The organism is Micromonospora cynarisoli (assembly GCF_030518815.1).
Lineage (GTDB): Bacteria > Actinomycetota > Actinomycetes > Mycobacteriales > Micromonosporaceae > Micromonospora > Micromonospora wenchangensis.
The window spans coordinates 4,717,446-4,738,070 of record NZ_CP130426.1; the positions used below are offsets into that span (position 1 = coordinate 4,717,446).

Sequence of the window (20,625 nt, forward strand, 5' to 3'; positions counted from 1 at the left end):
CTGTGGATGCCGCTCAGCGCTTGTGCACGGCGTGCCCGCCGAACTGCTGGCGCAGCGCGGCGACCGCCTTCATCGCGGGCGAGTCGTCCTGCCGGGAGGAGAACCTGGCGAACAGGGCGGCGGTGATGACGTTGAGCGGGACGGCCAGCCGGATCGCCTCGTCGACCGTCCAGCGCCCCTCACCGGTGTCGTCGGTGTACCCGGTCAGCGTGGCCAGCTCCGGGTCCTCGTCCAACGCCCGGTCGAGCAGGTCGAGCAGCCAGGACTGGACGACCGTGCCCTCCCGCCAGGACTTGATGATCCCCGGCACATTCGTCACCATCTCGGCGGCGGAGAGCAGCTCGAAACCCTCGGCGTAGGCGTGCATCAGGCCGTACTCGATGCCGTTGTGCACCATCTTGGCGTAGTGGCCGGCACCGACCGGGCCGGCGTGCACGAAACCGTGGTCGCCGGCCGGCTTCAACGCCTCGAAGATCGGCATCAGGTGGTCGACGTGCTCCTGCGAGCCGCCCACCATCAGGGCGTAGCCGTTCACGTTGCCCCAGACACCGCCGGAGACGCCGACGTCGACGTACCCGATGCCGCGCCCGGCCAGCCGGGCGGCCCGGGGCTCGTCGTCGCTGAACCGCGAGTTGCCGCCGTCGATGATGATGTCGCCCTCGCCCAGCACCTCGGCGAGCGCGTCGATCGTCGCGTCGGTGACGGCGGCGGGGACCATCACCCAGACCGCCCGGGGCGACTTCAGCTTGTCGGCCAGCTCGGCGAGGCTCGCGACGTCGCTGCGGTCGGCGTTGCGGTCGTAGCCGACGACCTCCTGCCCGGCGGCGCGCAACCGCTCGCGCATGTTGCCGCCCATCCGGCCGAGTCCTACCAGGCCGAGCTGCATCTGCTCCTACCTCCGTGCGTCCGGGTGCTGCCGGTGCCGATCAGCGGGACACGCGGATCGGCATGATGAGGTACCGGTACCCAGGGACGACCTCGCCATCCTCGCCGGCGGGAGAAATCACCGCCGGCTTGAAGGCGTCCACGAAGCGCAGCAGGGCGTACTGGGCCCCCAGGTTGGCCAGGCCGTCGATCAGGTACTGCGGGTTGAACCCGATGGTCAGCGGCTCGCCGGTGAAGGTGGCCTCCATCGCCTCGCTGGCCCGCGCCTCCTCGGTGCCGCCGGCCTCGACGACCAGGCCGTCGGAGCTGAAGCTGAGCAGCACCGGGGTGGTCCGCTCGGCGACCAGGGCGACCCGCTTGACCACCTCGATCAGGGTGCTCACCGGCACCCGGGCCTCGGCGTTGCTGGTGGCCGGGAAGAGCGAGCGGACCGGCGGGTAGTTGGCCCCGTCGAGCAGCCGGCTGGTGGTGCGGCGGGTGCCACCGGAGAAACCGATCATGCCTTCGCCGGCGCCGCCCTGGGACAGCGCCATGGTCACCTGGCCGCCGAGCGGGCCGAGCGCCTTGGCGGTGTCGTTCAGGGTGCGCGCGGGGACCAGGGCGTTGATGCTGATCTCCGGGTCGTCCGGGTTCCACTCCATCTCGCGCAGGGCGAGCCGGTAGCGGTCGGTGGCGAGCATCGCCAGGGTGCCACCGGAGAGTTCCAGCCGGACGCCGGTCATCATCGGCAGTGTCTCGTCCCGGCCGGCGGCGATGGCCACCTGGCCGACGGCGGCGGCGAAGGCGGCGGCCTCGACGGTGCCGGCGCTCTCCGGCATCTCCGGCAGGGCCGGGTAGTCCTCCACCGGCATGGTGGGCAGGGTGAACCGGGCGCTGCCGCAGACCAGCTCCAGGTGGGCACCGACCGCGGCGATGTCCACCGGCTTGGCCGGCAACGCCTTGGTGATCTCGGCGAGCAGCCGGCCGGAGACCAGGGCGGCCCCGTCGGCGTCGCCCTGCACCTCGACGGTCACCTGGCTGGAGACCTCGTAGTCGAAGCCGGAGACCTGGAGGTTGCCGTCGGTGACCCGCAGCATCACCCCGGCGAGCACCGGTACGGACGGCCGGCTGGGCAGGCTCTTCGCGGTCCACGCCACCGCTTCGGCGAGCGCGTCGCGCTCCACTCGGAACTTCATCAATGCCTCCGCGTCGACGTCAGCGACAACTCTCTCATGCCGACCGCTGCCCACCGTCCCGCCCGACCGTGCGGGTACCCATCGCACCTTAGGGCGCGCGGGCATCGGCTGTGCGCCCGACCCCGTGCTTCCGGTGCCGGGGTGACTGCCGACGGCAGCGCTGCGGCCCGATCCACAGGAAGTCCAACGGTGATGATTGGTTTTTGATTCTTCAGAAGAGATAACTCATCGTCTTCATCGCACCTGTGCAAACTGTGGGTAACTCGCGTCGTCGCAGCTCAGACACGTTATCCACCGGTGGGTTGGCTGTGGAGAACCGGGGGGTAAACCCGGGTCGCCCTCCACAGGCACCCGGTGTCCCCGGAGTTGTCCACCGTTGTCCACCGGTTGTCCACCGGTAATCCACCGGGTTTACCCCCAGCGCTGTGGACAACCGGTCGGGCCCGGACCGTCGTTGTCCCCAGAACCTTCAACAGGTTGCCCACAGGCCCACCGTCGTCGGTGGACAACGCCGAGGTTGTCCCCAGCCGTCCACAGCACTGTCCCCAGGGTTTGTCCACAGTCTGTGGGTAACCGGCTCCGGACGGAGCGTTGTTATCCACCGGTTGTGGAACAGGGGGTGTGGACAACCGAGTGATCCTGTGGACGACGGAGACGGCGACATGCGCCGATCGTGGTCCCTCGACCGGGTCGAGGGTCAACCTCGCCGAGCCCCACCGGCACGAAAGACGCCCGGCCGGAGGAACCGGCCGGGCGTCGGTGGTGCGGCGGGAGTGGCGTACGTCTCAGGTGTTCTGCTTGATCCGGTTGGTCAGCTCGGCGATCTGGTTGTAGAGCGAGCGCCGCTCCGCCATCTGCTGACGGATCTTCCGGTCGGCGTGCATCACGGTGGTGTGGTCCCGACCGCCGAACGCCTGCCCGATCCGGGGCAGCGACAGGTCGGTCAGCTCCCGGCACAGGTACATCGCCACCTGGCGGGCGTTCACCAGCACCCGGGAGCGGGAGTGCCCGCGCAGGTCCTCCAGGCTCACCCCGAAGTACTCCGAGGTGGAAATCATGATCTGGTCGGCGGTGATCTCCGGCCCGGTGCCGTCGGGGATGAAGTCCCGCAGCACCTCCTCGGCCAGCGACAGCTCGACGTTGGAGCGGGTCAGGCTGGCGAACGCGGTGACCCGGATCAGCGCCCCCTCCAGTTCCCGGATCGAGTTCGACACCCGCGAGGCGATGAACTCCAGCACGTCCGGTGGGGCGTACAGCCGTTCCTGGGCGGCCTTCTTCTGCAGGATCGCGATCCGGGTCTCCAGGTCGGGCGGCTGGATGTCGGCCAGCAGCCCCCACTCGAACCGGGTCCGCAGCCGGTCCTCCAGCGTCGCCAGCTGCTTCGGCGACCGGTCGGACGTGATCACGATCTGCTTGTTGGCGTTGTGCAACGTGTTGAAGGTGTGGAAGAACTCCTCCTGGGTCCGCTCGCGGTTCTCCAGGAACTGGATGTCGTCGATCAGCAGGATGTCGACGTCGCGGTAGCGGCGCTGGAACGCGCTGGTCTTGTCGTCCCGCAGCGAGTTGATGAAGTCGTTGGTGAACTCCTCGGTCGAGACGTACCGGACCGAGCGGGCGTTGCCGAGCGTCTGGGCGTAGTGCCCGATCGCGTGCAGCAGGTGGGTCTTGCCCAGCCCCGAGCTGCCGTAGATGAACAGCGGGTTGTACGCCTTGGCCGGTGACTCGGCCACCGCGACGCTCGCCGCGTGGGCGAACCGGTTGGACGAGCCGATGACGAACGTCTCGAACATGTACTTCGGGTTGAGTCGGTTGCCGCTGGACTCCGTACCGCCGGGGCGTCGGTCAGCGGCACCGGGGCGGTGGTCGACGCCGGCCCGGCCGGGCCCGCTGTCGGTGGCACCGTCGCGGGCCAGGCCGCGCGGGCCCTGCGGGTCACGTGGCGCGCGCCCCTGGTCCCGGTACGCGGGCTCGTAGCCGCGCAGGTCGGCGTCCGGCCCGGGGGGGTGGTGGCGTTCCTCGACACCGTGCCGTTCGGGGGCGGGGTGGTGCGGCTGAGACGGCTCGGCGAAGGCGACGCCGAAGAGGGTGTCCTGGCCGCCGTCCCGGCTCGCCGGGATCCGGGGCGGGCGGTGCCCGTCGCGCTCCGGCGGCCCGGCCGGCGGCAGCTCCTCCCCGGACTGCTCCGGCGGCCCGGCCTGACGCTGGTACGGCGGCTCGGGTTCGTCGTAGGCCGGCGGCCGGAAGCCGGGATGATCGTCGACGGACGGTCCGGTCACCACCGGGGCGGCCTCCGGTCCGCTGCGGTAGACGGTGCCGGCCGGCCGGCCGGCGGTGTCCTCGGCGATCCGCACGGTGACCGCGACCTGGATCGGTCGACCCAGCCGACGGGTGAGCGCCTCGGTGATGGCCGGCCGCAGCCGGGACTCGATGACGTCCCGGGTGAAGGCGTCCGGCACCGACAGCAGGGCGGTGTCCTCGACGATCGCCCGCAGCCGGGTCAGCCGGAGGTAGGCGCGCTGCTGGGCGGAGATGATCTCGTCGGCGAGTTCGTCCGTCGCCGCGGTCCACACCGCGGCAAGGTCGATCGTTCCGGCCACCGTCGTGCCACCCCCTCGCCTCTGCTCCCGGCCGCCGCTGTGGTCCAGCGGATCGTGCCGGGCCCGCCACCGCGTTCGAGCGGGTGGTACCTCTCACCCACCGGACGGCTGACCGGCCGGCATCCACAAGTTATCCACAGCCTGTGTGTACCGACCGATTGTGGCCGCCCGCCGGACGCGGGTCGGACCTGCCCCCCTTGTCGGGGAGGGCGTTGAAGCGGGTTCACCGTGCCGAACGATTCACTGCCGGGTCCGGTCTTGCGCTCCGAACGACAACCCGGAACTGAAGCTGACCGCAAACGCGCACGGTAACAGCGACGACGGGCCGCCATCAACCGACACCGCCCCGACGCCCCCGTCGGGATCGGGACGCGACGCCGGATCGGCGGCGGTGCCGACCCCCCGGAGCAGCAGCCCAGGGTGGTTTGACGGTGATTGCCCCCTGCGTAGGCTGGAGCGGCTGCTCTGTCGCCCTCTGCTAGGGTGATGGGTGCTTGCTGTCCGTGGTCGCCGCCTCGCCCCGCCGAGGTTCCGTACCGCCGGGCAGCGCCGATCGGAGGCCACCGCCGAGGTGGTCTGGTCCACCAAACGACCCCGGGCGAACCCGCACCGGGGACGTACGAAAACGGAGAGCCTGACGTGAGCAAGCGCACCTACCAGCCGAACAACCGCCGGCGCGCGAAGACCCACGGCTTCCGGCTGCGCATGCGCACCCGAGCCGGCCGCGCCATCCTGTCGACCCGCCGCGCCAAGGGCCGCGCCCGCCTGTCGGCCTGAGGCCGACCGGTCCGGGGACGTGGACAGTCGTGCTGACGGCCGCACAGCGACTGCGGCGTAGCACCGACTTCGCCGCAGCGGTCCGGGGTGGTCGACGCGTCGGTCGTGGTGCCGTCGTCGTCCACCTGACGCTGCCGGCGACCTCCACACCCGCCGCGACCACACCCCTCGGGACAACCTCGCCGGAGCCGGCGCGGACCACCGACCCGGAGTTGATCTCCGAGTCGAGCCGCGCCGGCTTCGTCGTGTCCAAGGCCGTCGGCCCCGCCGTGGTCCGCAACAAGGTCCGCCGTCGGCTGCGGCACCTGGTCCGCGAGCGGCTGGCCGCCCTGCCTGCCGGCAGCACCCTGGTGGTACGCGCCCTGCCCACCGCGGCCGGGACGCCGTACCCCCGGCTGGCGGGCGACCTGGACGCGGCCATCGCCGCCGCCCGGCAACCCCGGGGCCGGAGGTCGCGGTGAGCAGCAGCCCGATCGCGCCGCCGCGCCGGAGCATGGGTGCCCGGATGCTCAGTGGCCCTATCATCGCGTACCGTCGTTGGATAAGTCCGGCGTTGCCGGCCCGCTGCCGGTTCTACCCGTCGTGCAGTGCCTACGCCCTGGAGGCGGTGACTCGTCACGGTGCGCTGCGGGGAGCCGGCCTGACGGTCCGGCGGCTGTCGCGCTGCCACCCTTTCCACCCTGGTGGACACGACCCGGTGCCGGAGCCGGGCCGCCGCCGACGCGCCGACGTGACTGGAGTCTGAGAATTGAGTCTCGACTGGATCTACTACGCGATCTCGTGGATCCTGCTGACCTGGCACTCGGCGTGGGACGCCATCGGGGTGCCTGCCGACGCGGTCCTCGGCACCAACTGGTCGTGGATTCTCGCCATCGTCTTTCTGGTGGTCACCGTCCGGGTGATCCTCTTCCCGGTCTTCGTCAAGCAGATCAAGTCCCAGCGGGCGATGCAGGCGCTCCAGCCGAAGGTCAAAGAGCTCCAGGAGAAGCACAAGGGTGACCGGGAGACGCTCCAGAAGGAGATGATGGAGCTCTACCGGAAGGAAAAGGCCAACCCGCTGATGGGCTGCCTTCCGATGTTCCTCCAGATCCCGGTCTTCCTGGGCCTGTTCCACGTGCTGCGCCGGCTCGACCCGGCCAAGGAGGCCAAGAGCCTGTACGGCTGGACGGCGGCCCAGTTCGACAGCGCCTCCAGTGCCAAGATCTTCACCGCCCCGATCGCCGGCAAGTTCGGCTCCACCGCCGAGGAACTGGCTCGGCTCGGCGCGAACGGCACCACCGTGAAGGTGATCGCCGGCATCCTGGTCCTGGTCATGATGGGCACCACCTACCTCACCAGCCGCCAGATGATCCTCAAGACCGGCTGGGCCGAGGACCCGCAGCAGCGGATGGTGCAGCGGCTGATGCTCTACGGCATCCCGCTCTCCCTGCTGGTCTCCGGTTCGATCTTTCCGATCGGTGTGATCATCTACTGGGTCACCAACAACCTGTTCACCCTCGGCCAGCAGCAGTGGGTGCTCCGCAAGTTCCCGCCGCTGGTGACCAACAAGGGGGTCGCCGGCAGCAAGGCGACGACCCCGGGTGGCCGGAGCCCGGTGCAGCCGGCCAAGTCCGGTGGTTTCCTCAACCGGAACAAGCCCGTCGCGCAGGTGCCGGCCAAGCCGGCCGCGCCGAAGGTCGCCGGGCCGAAGCCCGGTGCCAAGCCGGTCAACCCGAAGAAGGGCCCGGCCAAGCGCCAGGGCTGAGCCGTCGGGCTGCCGTCGGCACGACCGGCGGCAGCCTCCGGTACCGCGCAGCCGCCGTGACGGCCGGCGCCGGGCCGGACCCGCTGCGCCCGGGACTGCCCCTACCAGACGTGCCCGTGTCGAGCCGGCCCCCCTTCCGCCGGCCGCCCGGGAGACCAACGGACCCGACGGTCCGGCCGAGCTAGTACGGAGATGACACCGTGACCGACACCAGCATCCCCAGCGCGGACGCCTCGCTCGACGAGGAGACCGTTCCGACCGCCGCGACCGGTGAGGGTGAGCCTGCCGACAGCGGCAAGGAGAAGAAGTCCGCCGGCGAGGGCGAGCTGTTCGCCCAGAGCGAGATCGCCGCCGACTACATCGAGGGCCTGCTCGACATCCTCGACTATGACGGCGACATCGACGAGCTGGTCTCCGGTGGACGTCCGGTCGTCGAGGTGGTCGGTGGCCGGTTGCAGAACCTGGTCGGCCAGCGGGGTGCCACCCTGGAGGCGCTCCAGGAGCTGGCCCGGCTGGCCGTGTTCCGGCAGACCGGGTCCCCGAGCCGACTCCTGCTCGACGTGGGCGGCTACCGCGCCACCCGGCGTAAGGAACTCGCCGCCGTCGCCAAGAACGCGGTGGAGAAGGTCAAGGAGCACGGCGAGCCGGTCCGGCTGGAGCCGATGTCGGCCTTCGAGCGCAAGTGCGTGCACGACGTGGTCAACGCGATGAGCGGTGTGGAGAGCGAGTCCGAGGGTGTCGAGCCGACCCGACGCATCGTCGTCCGGCCGGCGGACTGAACTGGTGCCCACCGACGACGTCACGACCGATACCGTTGCCGGCCCGGGTGGCGTTCCACCCGGGCCGTCGCCCGAGCGGCCCGTACCCTCGCCGCAGGACGCCGCGCTCCCGACCGAGCTGGCCGCCGCCGCGCGGACGCTCTTCGGTGACCGGCTCGACCTGGCCGTCCGGTACGCCGAACTGCTCGCCACCGACGGGGTGCTACGCGGCCTGATCGGCCCCCGGGAGGCACCCCGGATCTGGGACCGACACCTGCTCAACTGCGCGGCCGTCGCCGAGCTGATTCCTGAGGACGCCAGCGTGATCGACGTCGGCTCCGGTGCCGGCCTGCCCGGGGTGGTGCTGGCGATCGCCCGTCCGGACCTGAACGTCGTACTGGTCGAGCCGTTGGCCCGGCGGACCTCGTTCCTCGTCGAGGCGGTGGAGCGGCTCGGACTGGCCAGGACCGTCCGGGTGTTCCGGGGGCGGGCCGACGAGGCGGCTACCGGAGTGAACGGTGTCGGCCCGTTCACCGCCGACGTGGTCACCGCCCGCGCGGTGGCGCCGCTGGACCGGCTCGCCACCTGGAGCCTGCCGTTGATCGTCCCCGGTGGACGGCTGATCGCCGTCAAGGGGGCCTCCGCAGCGGACGAGATCGTCGAGCATGCCGGGGCGGTCGCCGCGCTGGGTGGAGGCGAGCCGACGGTACGGCTCTGCGGCGTCGACCTCCTCGACCCGCCCACCACCGTGGTGGAGATCGTCCGGGAGCGGGTGGTCCGTGCCCCTGGTGCGAAGAAGGCACCGAAGCGGTCCCGTGGAGGCCGCAAGCGCGTCCGCTGACTCCTGACCTGTCGGTGTGGAGCACCACCCGGTGTCAGGGGCTGCCCGACGGCGGAGGACCACCCGACCGTCCGATAACGGAGATGGACCCGCCGCGCCCGTCCCCCGTAGGCTGACCGCGCGTCGATAGTGTGGGGCGGGCGGATGTTCGGGTGCACCGGGTACCGATCGCCCCCGCCGGGCCGTACGCCCCGCGGTGTGAGCGTGTACGGCAAGCGAGACGGGGTGCGGACCGACCATCCGGAGCGGGTAGGGATGACAGGTGCATGACGACGGCAGGTACGACGACCCACGGGTGAACCGGCCCGAGGGGCCGGGCTCAGGCGTGGCCCCTGTTTCACGTGAAACCGACCATCAGCAGGGCTGGACGACCGGCGGGCAGCCCACGATCCGTCCGCCGGAGCACGATCCCGGGATGCGCCGGGATCCGCCTGCGGTGGGTGCCGCGCGCCCGGTGCCGGAGTCGTACGTGCCGCCGCCCGCTGTGCCGTCCGGCCCCGACGGTCGACCGGTCAACGCCCCGGACGGCCGGGCGGCCACCTCGGTACGACGGAACGCGGGGGCATCCTCGCGCTTCGAGGCACCGGTGCACGGCAACCCGCCGCCGGTGCCCGCACAGCCCCATCCCGGCGCGGTGCCCGATGCCGTGACCATGGTCGGCGCTCCCGGTCCCGGGGCCGTCGATGCGGCGGACGCCGCGTACGTTTCACGTGAAACCCCGACGCGCGAAGAGGATGATCCACCGTTGGCTATGGAGGCGATGCGCGCCGTGCAGATCCTTAATCCGAGTGGCGAGGTGACCATGCCCCGTCCCGAGCGGACCCGGGTGATGTGCGTTGCCAATCAGAAGGGCGGCGTGGGCAAGACCACGACCACGGTGAACCTGGCGGTGGCCCTGGCCCTGCACGGGAACCGGGTGCTGGTGGTCGACCTCGACCCGCAGGGCAACGCTTCCACCGGGTTGAACGTCCCGCACCACACGGGTGTGCCGGATGTCTACGACTGCCTGATCGACAGCGTGCCGCTGGCCGAGGTCGCCCAGGAGGTGGAGGGCATCCCCAACCTGTGGTGTGTGCCGGCGACCATCGACCTGGCCGGTGCCGAGATCGAACTGGTCTCGGTGGTCGCCCGGGAGTCCCGGCTGAACCGCGCCATCGAGGCGTACCCGGGGCACTTCGACTACGTGTTCATCGACTGCCCGCCCTCCCTCGGCCTGCTGACGGTCAACGCTCTGGTGGCCGCCCAGGAGGTGCTGATCCCGATCCAGTGCGAGTACTACGCGCTGGAGGGGCTGAACCAGTTGATAAACAACATCAATCTGGTACGCCAGCACCTGAACCCGAAGCTGGCGGTCTCCACGATCCTGCTCACCATGTACGACCGCCGTACCCGGCTGGCCGACGCGGTGGAACAGGACGTCCGCAACCACTTCGGTGACAAGGTCCTCCAAGCCGTCATCCCCCGCAACGTCCGCGTGTCGGAGGCCCCGAGCTACGGGCAGTCCGTGATGACCTACGATCCCGGATCGCGGGGGGCCACAAGTTACTTCGAGGCCGCCCAGGAGATCGCCGAGCGCGGTGCCAAGGAGCCGGTGAACCGGAATGCGTAGTGCGGACAAGTCGCTGGGAGGCGTCGTATGAAGAACCGTCCCCGGGGCGGTCTGGGTAGAGGGCTCGGTGCGCTGATCCCGACCGGGCCGGTGCAGGAGAGCAGCACGGCCACGGCGACCATGCCCGTGGAGGTCGACCCGGCGCGTCCGGTGATCGAAACGTCCGCCGATCCCGTGAGCCCGACCCCGTCGATGCCCACCCCGACGGTCAGCGCGCTGCCGCAGCCCGAGGAAGAACTCCAACTCAGCCCGGTGCCCGGTGCGCGCTTCGCGGAGATCTCCGTCGACGCGATCGTGCCGAACCCCAAACAGCCCCGGCACGTCTTCGACGAGGAGGCGTTGGAGGAGCTGAAGACCTCCATCCAGGAGGTCGGCTTCCTCCAGCCGATCGTCGTGCGTCAGCTCGACGGCGAGAAGTACGAACTCGTCATGGGCGAGCGGCGTTGGCGTGCCGCCCAGGCGGTCGGCCGGGAGAGCATCCCGGCGATCGTCCGGGAAACCAAGGACGATGCGATGCTCCGGGACGCGCTCCTGGAGAACATCCACCGGGCCAACCTCAACCCGCTGGAAGAGGCCGCCGCGTACCAGCAACTGCTGGAGGAGTTCGGTGCCACCCACGAGGAACTGGCCCGCCGGATCGGACGCAGCCGGCCACAGATCTCGAACACGATCCGACTGCTGAACCTGCCTCCGCAGGTCCAGCGTCGGGTGGCCGCCGGTGTGTTGTCGGCCGGCCATGCCCGTGCGCTGCTCAGCCTCGACGAGTCGGAGGCACAGGAGCAGCTCGCCCTGCGCATCGTCGCCGAAGGGCTCTCCGTACGGGCCACCGAGGAGATCGTGGCCTTGGCGCTGAGCGACGGCCCCACGAAGACGCCGGCTGCCAAGCGTCGGGCCAAGCCGCACGCACCCGCGCTGACCGACCTGGCCGACCGGCTGTCCGACCGGTTCGACACCCGGGTGAAGGTGGACATCGGTCGGAGCAAGGGGAAGATCACGATCGAGTTCGCCACGGTGGACGATCTGGAGCGGATCGTCGGCATCATCGGCGTCGGCGAGGAAGAGCAGGCCGAATCCGAGGACTGACGCGTCACGCACACCGAGCGTCGCTGTCCTGCACGGCCCGCCCGCCAGTTTCTGCGGTAGTCGTCGTTTCCGGCCGCGTACCCGAGTGGGTACGCGGCCGGTTGCCTGCCCCGTGAAGTTCGATAGTTCCGCCGGGCGGCTGGACTGTCTACGGAGAACACGAGAATCGGTGTGCAGCGGCCGGGAGTGTCGGCCCTTCCACGTCGTCGATGATGCGTCGGTGGGTCAGCCCGCCGACGGGACGCCAGTCGGACGGGACATTGGCGTGGGCGCCTGCTCGGTGAGGCCAGGTGCACTCTCGGTGGAGTCCATGCCCGGCGCGGCGATGGCCTCGGCTGCTGTCGGGGTCGCGGGGCCGTGGCGGCGAGGACCACGAGCTGCACGCTGAGGGGGAGCGGTTTCACGTGAAACCGGAACGTTATGCCGGCGCTCGGCTCGCCGCCGCATGTAGTCGTGCTCCGGCACCGGAGCCATCGCCGACGATCAGAATCGTCGGGCGCGAGCGTTGGGAGAGCTGAGGGTCGGGCCCAGAGGCGGGGGCCCAGAGGTCGGGAAGGTCGGCCAACTCGGTGCTATCGGTGACGGGGGTTGTACTGGTACCGGAGCGGCGAGACGATGCGGGCAGGGCCGGCGCGGTCTACAACTGCCCGGTCCGCACAACCGGCGTCTCGCTCCACCCACTGTCCTGGTTGATGTGCCTTGCGAGGGCCGGGCCGGACTCGGCGCGATGCTGAACGTGATGGCGGCGGCCCAGTGCCGGGAGCGGCGGCGGCGCGATCCGTCGTGAACCAGGAGTCCTGCGACTGCTGGGCGCGAGTGGGCCGGCCAGTAGGTTCGAGAGGTCGGAGTAGACCTCCTGGCCGACACGACGACTCCCGTGGCTCTGCTCGCGGCCGACGATATCTCGGGTTCGCCAGTCGGTGCCGCCGAGTCGAAGCCTGGGCCATCGGTCAGGGGCACCGTACTGACCGCTCAGATCGCCTGGAGCGTAGTGAACGCCGCGATCCGCAACTGGGTCCGTCTGGGAGGCGCAGAGGCCGGCACGGTTGATCTGAGGGGGGTCGGCCAATGGCCACATCCGACGGGCGTCGAGAGCACGAGCAGAAGTGTCCGACGCCGCAACGTTTCACGTGGAACAGAGGGCCCCTACGGGTGCCCGCCGCCCGCCGCCCGCCGCCCGCCGGTAGGAGTCAGCCCGCGGGGCCTCCACACGGGCTTCCGTCAACACCCGCGTACCGCTCACCCATCCGGCCAGTCAGGCCGCCGACGTGTCGACCATCCGGAGGCGTTCCCCGCTGCCCTCCCAGGTGTTCCGACGGTCTTCAGTTTTGACCCCGACGCTTGGTTACGAAGCCGCTGCCGATGTCGGTGTGGAAGGGCCACGGCACCGGCAAGCGAGCACGTGTGACTTGAGGCCGCCCAGGGGCAAGTGGTGCCCGGTGTTCGACCACGCCACCAGGGGGCACCTCAGGCTCCACACCCCCGCCGCTCAGCCGGTGCTGTTTCACGTGAAACGCACCGACCGGCTCACCGCCGCCTCAGCATCAGCCGGTCGACGAGAATGAAGCGGTCGACGTGGTGACAGATGTCCCCGCCGGGATCGCCTCCCAGCCGTCCGCCCTCGTGTGCAGGGGCGAAAGATCAACGAGGCAATGGACCCGTGAGCCGGTGCCCGTCAGAGAATCGGCGGCAACCGAGCAGCCCGGCGAACCCCTCGATCGTTGAGGAAGACGGACCCCTGGTTCCTGTGAACAGTGCTGTGGATGAAGCACCGGAGTTATCCACAGAAGTTTTCCACAGGCCGCATCCGTTTCACGTGAAACAGCGCGTCAGAACCCTCCCCAGCCTGTGGATGACGGGGTGTGGTGGTGATCTCATCAGCCTGTGGACAACCGTCGTGACGCCGCTCCGGCCGCACCTGTCGACGCCTCCCGTTGACTGAAATCCCCTCATGATCAGCGGCGTTCGGGGTAGGGACAGCGGTCCTCGTCTCGGTTAGGGTCAGCGTCGTGCACGACACCCCTCCCCCCTCGGTCCCGGACTTCACCCAGTGGCCCTCGTTTCCCTTCGAAGGTGACCTCCGGGTCAAGCAGCTCGACGAGCCGGTAGCGGTCGAGCCTCCCCGCAAGGGCGAAGGACTCCGGGAATGCATCGCCTGTAACGCGCCGGACGACGCGTACATCTGGGTGGGTGAGCGCTGGCGGGTACGGGCGATGGACCGTCCCACCGGCCTGCCGATGGTGCTCATCCTGGAGTCGCGGTCCCACCTCGACCTGGGTGACCTGCCCAACCTGCTCGCCGCCGAACTCGGGGTGATGACCGTTCGACTGGAGCGCGCCATCCGCTCGCTCGACGGTGTCGCCCGGGTGCACGTGAACCGGTGGGGTGACGGGTCCGCCCATCTGCACATGTGGTTCCTGGCCCGGCCGTACGGTCGGCTCCAACTGCGTGGCACGTTCCTGTCGCTCTGGGACTCGATCCTGCCCCCCATCTCGGAATCCCAGTGGCGGGAAAACCTCGCGCATGTCGCGGCCTGGCTGGCCGAGTTCGGTGGACGCCCGCTCGCCGAGCCGCCGCGCATCCAGTGGCAGACGCCCTCCAGCATCGCCGCGCAGTCGTCGGCCGAGGCAGCAGCGGCAGCCGCCGAGGAAGCCGTGTCGGTGATCGAGTCGGAGGAGGAGACGCCGCTCCCCGTCACGGAGAACGAGGCCGGCCCGCACCTGCCCACACCGCTCGGAGTTTCGACCGACGCCGCCGAGGAGGACACCGCGACGGGGAAGGCTACGGCGGAGACGCCGGGCAACCGCACGCCGGGCGGCGACATCACCCTGGGCGAGGGCCTCGACCCGGAGACCGACCGGGACGCCGCCGGTCAGCCCGCCGGGGCCGCAGCCCACCCGGAAAGCCCGGCAGGAAACCCCGGCACCGGTCCGGCCACGAGCGGCCCCGACGACGCCGGGACCACCGGGACCGACGACCCGGCCGGAACCGGGCAGGGCAGCGGCGACACCGTCACCCCGGGCACCGCCCGACGCTGACGGAGCCCCGGCCGCGAGCCGGTGAACAGCGGTGGGTCAGGAGCGGCGCGCGGCGGCCCGACCGACGAGCGTGCCGAGGACCCGGCCGAGGTCCAGCCCGGCCGCCTGGACCGCCAACGGCAGCAGCGACGTCTCCGTCATGCCGGGCGAGACGTTGACCTCCAGCACGTGCGGCTGGCCGTCCCCGTCGACGATCAGGTCGACGCGGGACAGGTCACGCAGCCCGAGCGCGGTGTGCGCGGCCAACGCCACCTCGGCCACCGCACCGGCCACGGCCGGATCGAGCCGGGCCGGCGCGTGCCAGGTGGTGCGGCCGGCGGTGTAGCGGGCCGCGTAGTCGTACACGCCGTTGCGGGGGACGATCTCCACCGGCGGCAGCGCCTGCGGGCCGTCGCCCAGGTCGAGCACGGACACCGCGACGTCCATGCCGGCCACGTACCGCTCGACCAGCGCCGTCGAGTCGTACGCGAAGCAGCCGACCATCGCGGCCGGGAGGGCTGCGGCGTCCTTGACCACGGCGGCGCCGAGGCCCGAGCCGCCCTGCGTCGGCTTGACCATCAGCGGCAGTCCGAGCCGGTCCACGATCCGGTCGAGCACCGCCACCGCGCCCAGCTCGGAGAAACGGTCGTGCGGCAGGGCCACCCAGTCGGGGGTGGGAATGCCGTTCTCCCGCAGCACCGCCTTGGCCGACGGCTTGTCCCAGGCCAGCCGGGCGGCCCGCGCGTCACAACCGACGTAGGGCGCGTCGCAGAGGTCGAGCACGCCGCGCAGCGAACCGTCCTCGCCTGTCGCACCGTGCAGGGCGATCACCACCGCGTCGGGCGGGTCGGCGGCCAGCGCGGGCAGCAACGCCACGTCGGCGTCCCGCAGCTCCGCCTCCACCCCGGCGCTGCGCAACGCGTCGAGGACCCGCCGGCCGGACCGTAGGGAGACGTCCCGCTCGTACGACAGGCCGCCGGCGAGCACGAGCACGTGCAGGTCGGCGGCGGTGGAACCGGTCACGAGGGAACGCTCGACGGGGGTGGCAGCCATGCCGGAATCATGCCAAGTCGGGGCCGGGGACGTCGGGACCACCCCGCCGGCTCCCGGTCGGGGTGACCGCCCCGAAGACCTGCCGCATGGTCAGCTCCTGCTCCATCACCCGGGCCAGCCGGCGCACCCCCTCGCGGATCCGTTCCGGAGTGGGGAAGGAGAAGTTGAGCCGCATGTTGCCGGTGCCGGTGCCGTCGGCGTAGAAGCCGGTGCCCGGCACGTAGGCGACCCGGGCGGCGATGGAACGCGGCACCATCGCCTTGGCGTCCAGCCCGTCGGGCAGGCTGGCCCAGACGAACAGCCCGCCGGTGGGCCTGGTCCAGGTGGTGCCCTCGGGCATCTGGTCGTGCAGCGCGCCGAGCAGCGCGTCCCGCCGCTCCCGGTAGATCTCCCGGTAGACCTTGAGCTGTTCGCGCCAGGGCATCGTCGACAGGTACGTCGAGACGGCGGCCTGCGCGAAGGCGCTCGGGCAGAGGATCTGCGCCTCGCTGGCGATGACCAGCTTGTCGCGGACGGCGTGCGGGGCGAGGATCCAGCCCACCCGCAGCCCGGGTGCGAAGGTCTTGGAGAAGGTGCTCAGGTAGAACACCCCGTCGCGGCGGCGGGCGCGCAGCGGCGTGGGCGCGTCGCCCTCGAAACCCAGCTGGCCGTACGGGTCGTCCTCGACCACCAGCAGGCCGGCCCGCTCGCAGATGTCCAGCACCCGTTCCCGCCGTTCGTCGCTGAGCGTCACGCCGGCCGGGTTCTGGTAGGTGGGGATGGTGTAGAGGAACTTCACCCGCCGGCCGGCGCGGGCCTGGTCGGCGATGGCCACCTCCAGGGCCTCCGGGATCAGCCCGTCGTCGTCCATCGGCACGTGCACGACCTGGGCCTGGGCGGCCTGGAACACCCCGAGTGCGCCGACGTACGTCGGGCCCTCGGCGAGCACCACGTCACCCGGGTCGAGGAAGAGCCGGGCCACCAGGTCGAGCGCCTGCTGCCCGCCGACGGTGACCACCACGTCGTCGGGGGAGGCGCCGCAGGAGGCGTCGATGCCGGAGAGCGCCATCACCTCGCAGATCCGTTCGCGCAGCTCCAGGCTGCCCTGGCCGATGCCGTACTGGAGGGTGGTGGAACCGAGTTCGGAGCCGAGCCTGCCGAGCATCTCGCCGACCGCGTCGAGCGGCAGCGCGGCGATGTAGGGTGCGCCACCGGCGAGCGAGACGACCTCCGGCCGGCTGGCGACCGCGAAGAGCGCCCGGATCTCCGAGGCGGTCATGCCCCGGACCCGCCGGGCGTACCGGTCGGTGTAGTCGTCGAGCGTCGTTCCGGTCATGACATCACCTCGATCGGGTGTCGGTCGGGCTCCCGCCCGCTGGGGTACCCGCGCGGTGCCGGTGACCATGGCGGCGCGGGACGCCGGTCGACCGATCGTAGTCCCCGCCCAGCGGGTCGCCGGTCACGATCCGGGTCGGGTCCACATCCCGGACGTCCCGTCCCCGTCCCGGGTGGCCATTCGCGCGTCCCCTCCCGTACGGTCGGCAGGCGGCGTACGATCGCTCGTCGGGGACGCAGCGGGCGATGCTGCCGCCGCGGGCTGGTCTCGCCTCCGAGCCTGAGTGTGGGGATGCGCTGATGTCGCGACGTCTGGTCAGTCTGACCCTCGACACCCTGGAAGACCTGCCTCGCCCGTGCCGGCAGTGCGTCTACTGGGAGCTGGACCCGGTCTCCGCCGAGCGGGCCTGCGCGAACGGCGACCCGGGGCTGGAGAAGGAGGCGTGGGTCTCCCAGACGCTGCTGGAGTGGGGTTCCTGCGGCAAGCTGGCGTACGTCGACGGGATGCCGGCCGGGTTCGTGATGTACGCGCCGCCGGCCTACGTACCCCGGTCGATGGCGTTTCCGACCTCGCCGGTCTCGGCGGACGCCGCGCTGCTGATGACCGCCAACGTGGTGCCGGCCTTCGCCGGGGGCGGGTTGGGCCGGATGCTGGTGCAGGGTGTCGCCCGGGACCTGACGAAGCGGGGCATCAAGGCGATCGAGGCGTTCGGCGACGCGAAGTTCGGTGACGAGCCGGACGACACCCGGGCCTGCGTCGCCCCGACCGACTTCTTCCTGTCGGTCGGTTTCAAGACGGTCCGCCCGCACCCCCGCTACCCGCGCCTGCGCCTGGAGTTGCGCACGGCGCTGAGCTGGAAGTCCGACGTCGAGTACGCGCTGGAGAAGCTGCTCGGCTCGATGAGCCCGGAGAGTCTGCTGCGGCCGGTGCGCCCCGCCCCGGCCACCCGCTCCAGCGCCGGCTGAGCGGGCCGCGCCGACCCGGGCCGCGCCCGGCTCAGTCGCGGACCGCGCCGGCCGCCACCACCGCGCGGAGCGCGCTGACGTCGATCGAGCCGGTCGGCACGTCCCGTTCGACCGGGAAGAACATCCGCTGTACGGCCGCGACGAGCGCCTCGACGATCCGGTCCCGGAACCGGGGGTCGACCAGCCGGGCCCGATCCTGCGGCGAGGTCAGGTAGCCCACCTCGACCCGCACGGCGGGCATCCTGGTCAGCCGCAGCAGGTCCCACGCCTTGGCGTGGGTACGGCAGTCGCGCAGCCCGGTCCGCGCCACGATCTCCCGCTGCACCAGCCCGGCGAGCCGTTCCCCGGTGGCCGAGGTGACGCCGTTGTCGGTGCCGTAGTGGTAGGTGGCGACCCCGTCGGCGGCCGGGTTGGCGTGGCCGTCGGTGTGCAGCGAGATGAACACGTCGGCCCCGAGGGAGTTGGCCAGTTCCGCCCGGTCGATGTCCGGCAGGCAGGTCCGGGGTGCGGGCCCCCGGGTCAGCTGCACCCGGACGCCGGCTGCGGCGAGCCGCCCCTCCAGCCGGCTGGCCAGGTCGTGCGCCAGGTCCGCCTCGGTCCAGCGCAGCGTCCCGTCGGGCACCACCACCCCCGGATCGGTGCCGCCGTGGCCGGGGTCGATGACCACGGTGCGCCCGACCAGGGTGGGTCCGGACTGCCGGATCGCGTCGGATTCGCGTAGCCACTGGGGTCGTCCGCCGACCACCTTGCGGCCGAGCCGGCGCAGCGCGCCCATCGTGTACGGCCCGCAGGAGCCGTCCGGTTTCAGCCCCACCTCCCGCTGGAACTGCGCCACCGCCCGGGAGGTGCGTACGCCGTAGACGGCGTCGGCGCCGCCGACGTCGTACCCCATCTCCAGCAGGCGTTCCTGCAGGGACCGGACGTCCTCGCCGATCAGCGGGTCGGGCACCGCGTGGTAGAGGGTGCGGGCACCGAGCCGCCAGCGGGCGGCGTCCAGGGCCCGCCACGTCTCGGCACCGACCCGCCCGTCCGCGCTGAGCCCACGGGACTGCTGGAAGGCCCGGACGGCCCGTTCGGTGGCGGCGTCGAACTCGTCGCCGGGCGCGGCGAGGAGGTCCAGGCCGGTCAGGACGGCACGGATCTCGGTCACTGCCGGTCCGCGGTCACCGGGTCGGATCGGACGCACGCAGGACCCCCTCAGAGGTTGGCTGCCGGGCACCTTCGCTGACGGCCACGCTTGCGCGTCCGGTAGGACCAGCGCTTACGGAGCGTACCGTGGCCGGTTGCCGCAGGCCGGTGGTTCGTGCAGGTCAGGGCCCGGAACAGCCGGAACCCCGCACCCGGTGGGGTGCGGGGTTCCGGTGGTGGGTCGGGGGTTACAGCGCCGACTCGATCAGCCGGACCAGTTCGCCCTTCGGCTTGGCACCGGCGATCGACTGCACCGGCTCGCCGTTCTTGAAGATGGTGAGGGTCGGCACGGACATCACCCGGTAGGCGCGGGCGGTCTCCGGGTTCTCGTCGATGTTGAGCTTGACGATGGTGACCTGGCCGGCCATCTCGCCGGCGATCTCCTCCAGCAGCGGCGAGACCTTACGGCACGGCCCGCACCACTCGGCCCAGAAGTCCACCAGGACCGGCTTGTCGGACTTGAGTACGTCAGCGGTGAAGCTGGCGTCGGTGACGACCTTGGTCGCTCCCACTATTGACCCTCCTTCTCAGTTGTGGCGTTGCAGTCGTTCAGCTCAGGGTGGCGATGAACCGCTCGGCGTCGAGCGCGGCGGCGCAGCCGGTGCCGGCGGCGGTGATCGCCTGCCGGTAGGTGTGGTCGACCACGTCACCGGCGGCGAAGACACCCGGCACGCTGGTGCGGGTGCTCGGCGACTGCACCTTCACGTAACCCTCGTCGTCCAGCTCGACCTGGCCGCGGAAGAGTTCGCTGCGCGGGTCGTGGCCGATCGCCACGAAGACGCCAGTCACGTCGAGCACCTTGACCTCGCCGGTGTGCACGTTGCGGACCCGGACGCCGGTCACCTTGCCGTCGTCGCCGAGCACCTCCTCGACGGTGCTGTTCCACTCCACCCGGATCTTGCCGTTGCTCAGGGCGCGGTCGGCCATGATCTTGCTGGCCCGGAACGAGTCGCGCCGGTGGATGATGGTGACCGACTCGGCGAACCGGGTGAGGAAGCTGGCCTCCTCCATCGCGGAGTCGCCGCCGCCGACCACCACGATGTGCTGGTTGCGGAAGAAGAACCCGTCACAGGTGGCGCAGGACGACACGCCGTGGCCCAGGTACTCCTGCTCACCCGGCACGCCCAGCGGACGCCAGGCCGAGCCGGTGGAGAGGATGACGGCCCTGGCCCGGTAGGCGGTCTGCCCGACCCACACGGTGCTGACCGCGTCGGAGCCGGTGTCGCCGGTGTCCTTCAGCTCGACCCGGGTGACGTCGTCGGTCAGGAACTCCGCACCGAACCGCTCGGCCTGCTTGCGCATGTTGTCCATCAGTTCGGGGCCGAGGATGCCGTCGGCGAAACCGGGGAAGTTCTCCACCTCGGTCGTGGTCATCAACGCCCCGCCGGACTGCACACCCTCGATCACGAGTGGCTTGAGGTTGGCGCGCGCGGCGTAGACCGCCGCCGTGTACCCGGCCGGCCCGGAGCCGATGATGATCAGGTTGCGGACCTCGTCCACTGCCGTCTCCCGATGTGTGTGTACGACATCGGCGGCGCACCGACGTCGATCCGAGCGCCGACGGTTCAACGACGTCGGCGGCTGACTTGCAGAACGTCATCGTACGAACCGGGGATTC

General features: G+C 71.1%; 18 protein-coding genes. 10 read left to right on the forward strand and 8 right to left on the reverse strand.

From position 1 onward, the window contains the following. Window positions 1-13: 13 nt before the first annotated feature. From gnd to dnaA, 3 genes are all read right to left on the reverse strand, one after another. Window positions 14-886, reverse strand: a complete 873-nt coding sequence (gnd, locus tag Q2K16_RS20380; RefSeq protein ID WP_302739347.1) for a phosphogluconate dehydrogenase (NAD(+)-dependent, decarboxylating) — start codon at window positions 884-886, stop codon at window positions 14-16. A gap of 40 nt (window positions 887-926) precedes the next feature. Next, the gene (gene dnaN, locus Q2K16_RS20385; protein WP_302739348.1) at window positions 927-2,060 is read right to left on the reverse strand and encodes a DNA polymerase III subunit beta; all 1,134 of its coding nucleotides are present in this window, start codon (window positions 2,058-2,060) and stop codon (window positions 927-929) included. A 785-nt stretch (window positions 2,061-2,845) separates the two neighbouring features. Next, entirely contained in the window at window positions 2,846-4,657 is a 1,812-nt protein-coding gene (gene dnaA / locus Q2K16_RS20390; RefSeq protein ID WP_302739349.1) for a chromosomal replication initiator protein DnaA, read from the reverse strand. A gap of 639 nt (window positions 4,658-5,296) precedes the next feature. On the opposite strand from dnaA, the gene rpmH reads away from it, so the two are divergent. From rpmH to Q2K16_RS20435, 9 genes are all read left to right on the forward strand, one after another. Continuing rightward, complete coding sequence (gene rpmH / locus Q2K16_RS20395; protein ID WP_007073824.1) at window positions 5,297-5,434, forward strand: 50S ribosomal protein L34; 138 nt, start codon at window positions 5,297-5,299, stop codon at window positions 5,432-5,434. A 29-nt stretch (window positions 5,435-5,463) separates the two neighbouring features. Then, complete coding sequence (gene rnpA / locus Q2K16_RS20400; protein ID WP_088643662.1) at window positions 5,464-5,895, forward strand: ribonuclease P protein component; 432 nt, start codon at window positions 5,464-5,466, stop codon at window positions 5,893-5,895. A 44-nt stretch (window positions 5,896-5,939) separates the two neighbouring features. Then, the gene (gene yidD, locus Q2K16_RS20405) at window positions 5,940-6,179 is read left to right on the forward strand and encodes a membrane protein insertion efficiency factor YidD (protein ID WP_204925644.1); all 240 of its coding nucleotides are present in this window, start codon (window positions 5,940-5,942) and stop codon (window positions 6,177-6,179) included. A gap of 3 nt (window positions 6,180-6,182) precedes the next feature. Further along, window positions 6,183-7,178 carry a membrane protein insertase YidC gene (gene yidC / locus Q2K16_RS20410; RefSeq protein ID WP_302739350.1) on the forward strand — a complete coding sequence of 332 codons (996 nt, stop codon included), beginning with the start codon at window positions 6,183-6,185 and terminating at the stop codon, window positions 7,176-7,178. A gap of 200 nt (window positions 7,179-7,378) precedes the next feature. Beyond that, window positions 7,379-7,957: a Jag family protein gene (locus Q2K16_RS20415; protein WP_302739351.1), complete on the forward strand. Its 579-nt coding sequence runs from the start codon at window positions 7,379-7,381 to the stop codon at window positions 7,955-7,957. A 118-nt stretch (window positions 7,958-8,075) separates the two neighbouring features. Continuing rightward, window positions 8,076-8,777: a 16S rRNA (guanine(527)-N(7))-methyltransferase RsmG gene (rsmG, locus tag Q2K16_RS20420; RefSeq protein ID WP_302746557.1), complete on the forward strand. Its 702-nt coding sequence runs from the start codon at window positions 8,076-8,078 to the stop codon at window positions 8,775-8,777. A 262-nt stretch (window positions 8,778-9,039) separates the two neighbouring features. Next, on the forward strand, window positions 9,040-10,386 hold the full coding sequence (locus tag Q2K16_RS20425; protein WP_302739352.1) for a ParA family protein: 1,347 nt from the start codon (window positions 9,040-9,042) through the stop codon (window positions 10,384-10,386). A gap of 27 nt (window positions 10,387-10,413) precedes the next feature. Further along, a complete protein-coding gene (locus tag Q2K16_RS20430) occupies window positions 10,414-11,469 on the forward strand; it encodes a ParB/RepB/Spo0J family partition protein (RefSeq protein ID WP_302739353.1) in 1,056 nt (351 codons plus the stop codon). Between the two features lie 2,009 nt (window positions 11,470-13,478). Beyond that, complete coding sequence (locus tag Q2K16_RS20435; RefSeq protein ID WP_302739354.1) at window positions 13,479-14,507, forward strand: hypothetical protein; 1,029 nt, start codon at window positions 13,479-13,481, stop codon at window positions 14,505-14,507. Between the two features lie 36 nt (window positions 14,508-14,543). On the opposite strand, the gene Q2K16_RS20440 is transcribed toward Q2K16_RS20435, so the two are convergent. Both Q2K16_RS20440 and Q2K16_RS20445 read right to left on the reverse strand, forming a co-directional pair. Next, window positions 14,544-15,539 (reverse strand): D-alanine--D-alanine ligase family protein, encoded by a 996-nt coding sequence (locus Q2K16_RS20440; RefSeq protein ID WP_145922473.1) that lies wholly within the window; start codon window positions 15,537-15,539, stop codon window positions 14,544-14,546. Between the two features lie 7 nt (window positions 15,540-15,546). Further along, window positions 15,547-16,854 carry an aminotransferase-like domain-containing protein gene (locus tag Q2K16_RS20445; RefSeq protein WP_302739356.1) on the reverse strand — a complete coding sequence of 436 codons (1,308 nt, stop codon included), beginning with the start codon at window positions 16,852-16,854 and terminating at the stop codon, window positions 15,547-15,549. Between the two features lie 299 nt (window positions 16,855-17,153). Between Q2K16_RS20445 and Q2K16_RS20450 the strand changes: the two genes are divergently transcribed. Continuing rightward, window positions 17,154-17,819 carry a GNAT family protein gene (locus Q2K16_RS20450; protein WP_088643653.1) on the forward strand — a complete coding sequence of 222 codons (666 nt, stop codon included), beginning with the start codon at window positions 17,154-17,156 and terminating at the stop codon, window positions 17,817-17,819. Between the two features lie 31 nt (window positions 17,820-17,850). Here Q2K16_RS20450 and Q2K16_RS20455 read toward each other — a convergent pair whose 3' ends face one another. The 3 genes from Q2K16_RS20455 to trxB all read right to left on the reverse strand — a co-directional run bounded on the left by Q2K16_RS20455 (window position 17,851) and on the right by trxB (window position 20,507). After that, the gene (locus Q2K16_RS20455) at window positions 17,851-19,005 is read right to left on the reverse strand and encodes an N-acetylmuramoyl-L-alanine amidase (RefSeq protein WP_302739359.1); all 1,155 of its coding nucleotides are present in this window, start codon (window positions 19,003-19,005) and stop codon (window positions 17,851-17,853) included. Between the two features lie 190 nt (window positions 19,006-19,195). Further along, complete coding sequence (trxA, locus tag Q2K16_RS20460; protein ID WP_088643651.1) at window positions 19,196-19,519, reverse strand: thioredoxin; 324 nt, start codon at window positions 19,517-19,519, stop codon at window positions 19,196-19,198. Window positions 19,520-19,556: 37 nt separating this feature from the next. After that, window positions 19,557-20,507 (reverse strand): thioredoxin-disulfide reductase, encoded by a 951-nt coding sequence (gene trxB / locus Q2K16_RS20465; protein ID WP_302739360.1) that lies wholly within the window; start codon window positions 20,505-20,507, stop codon window positions 19,557-19,559. Window positions 20,508-20,625: the final 118 nt, after the last annotated feature.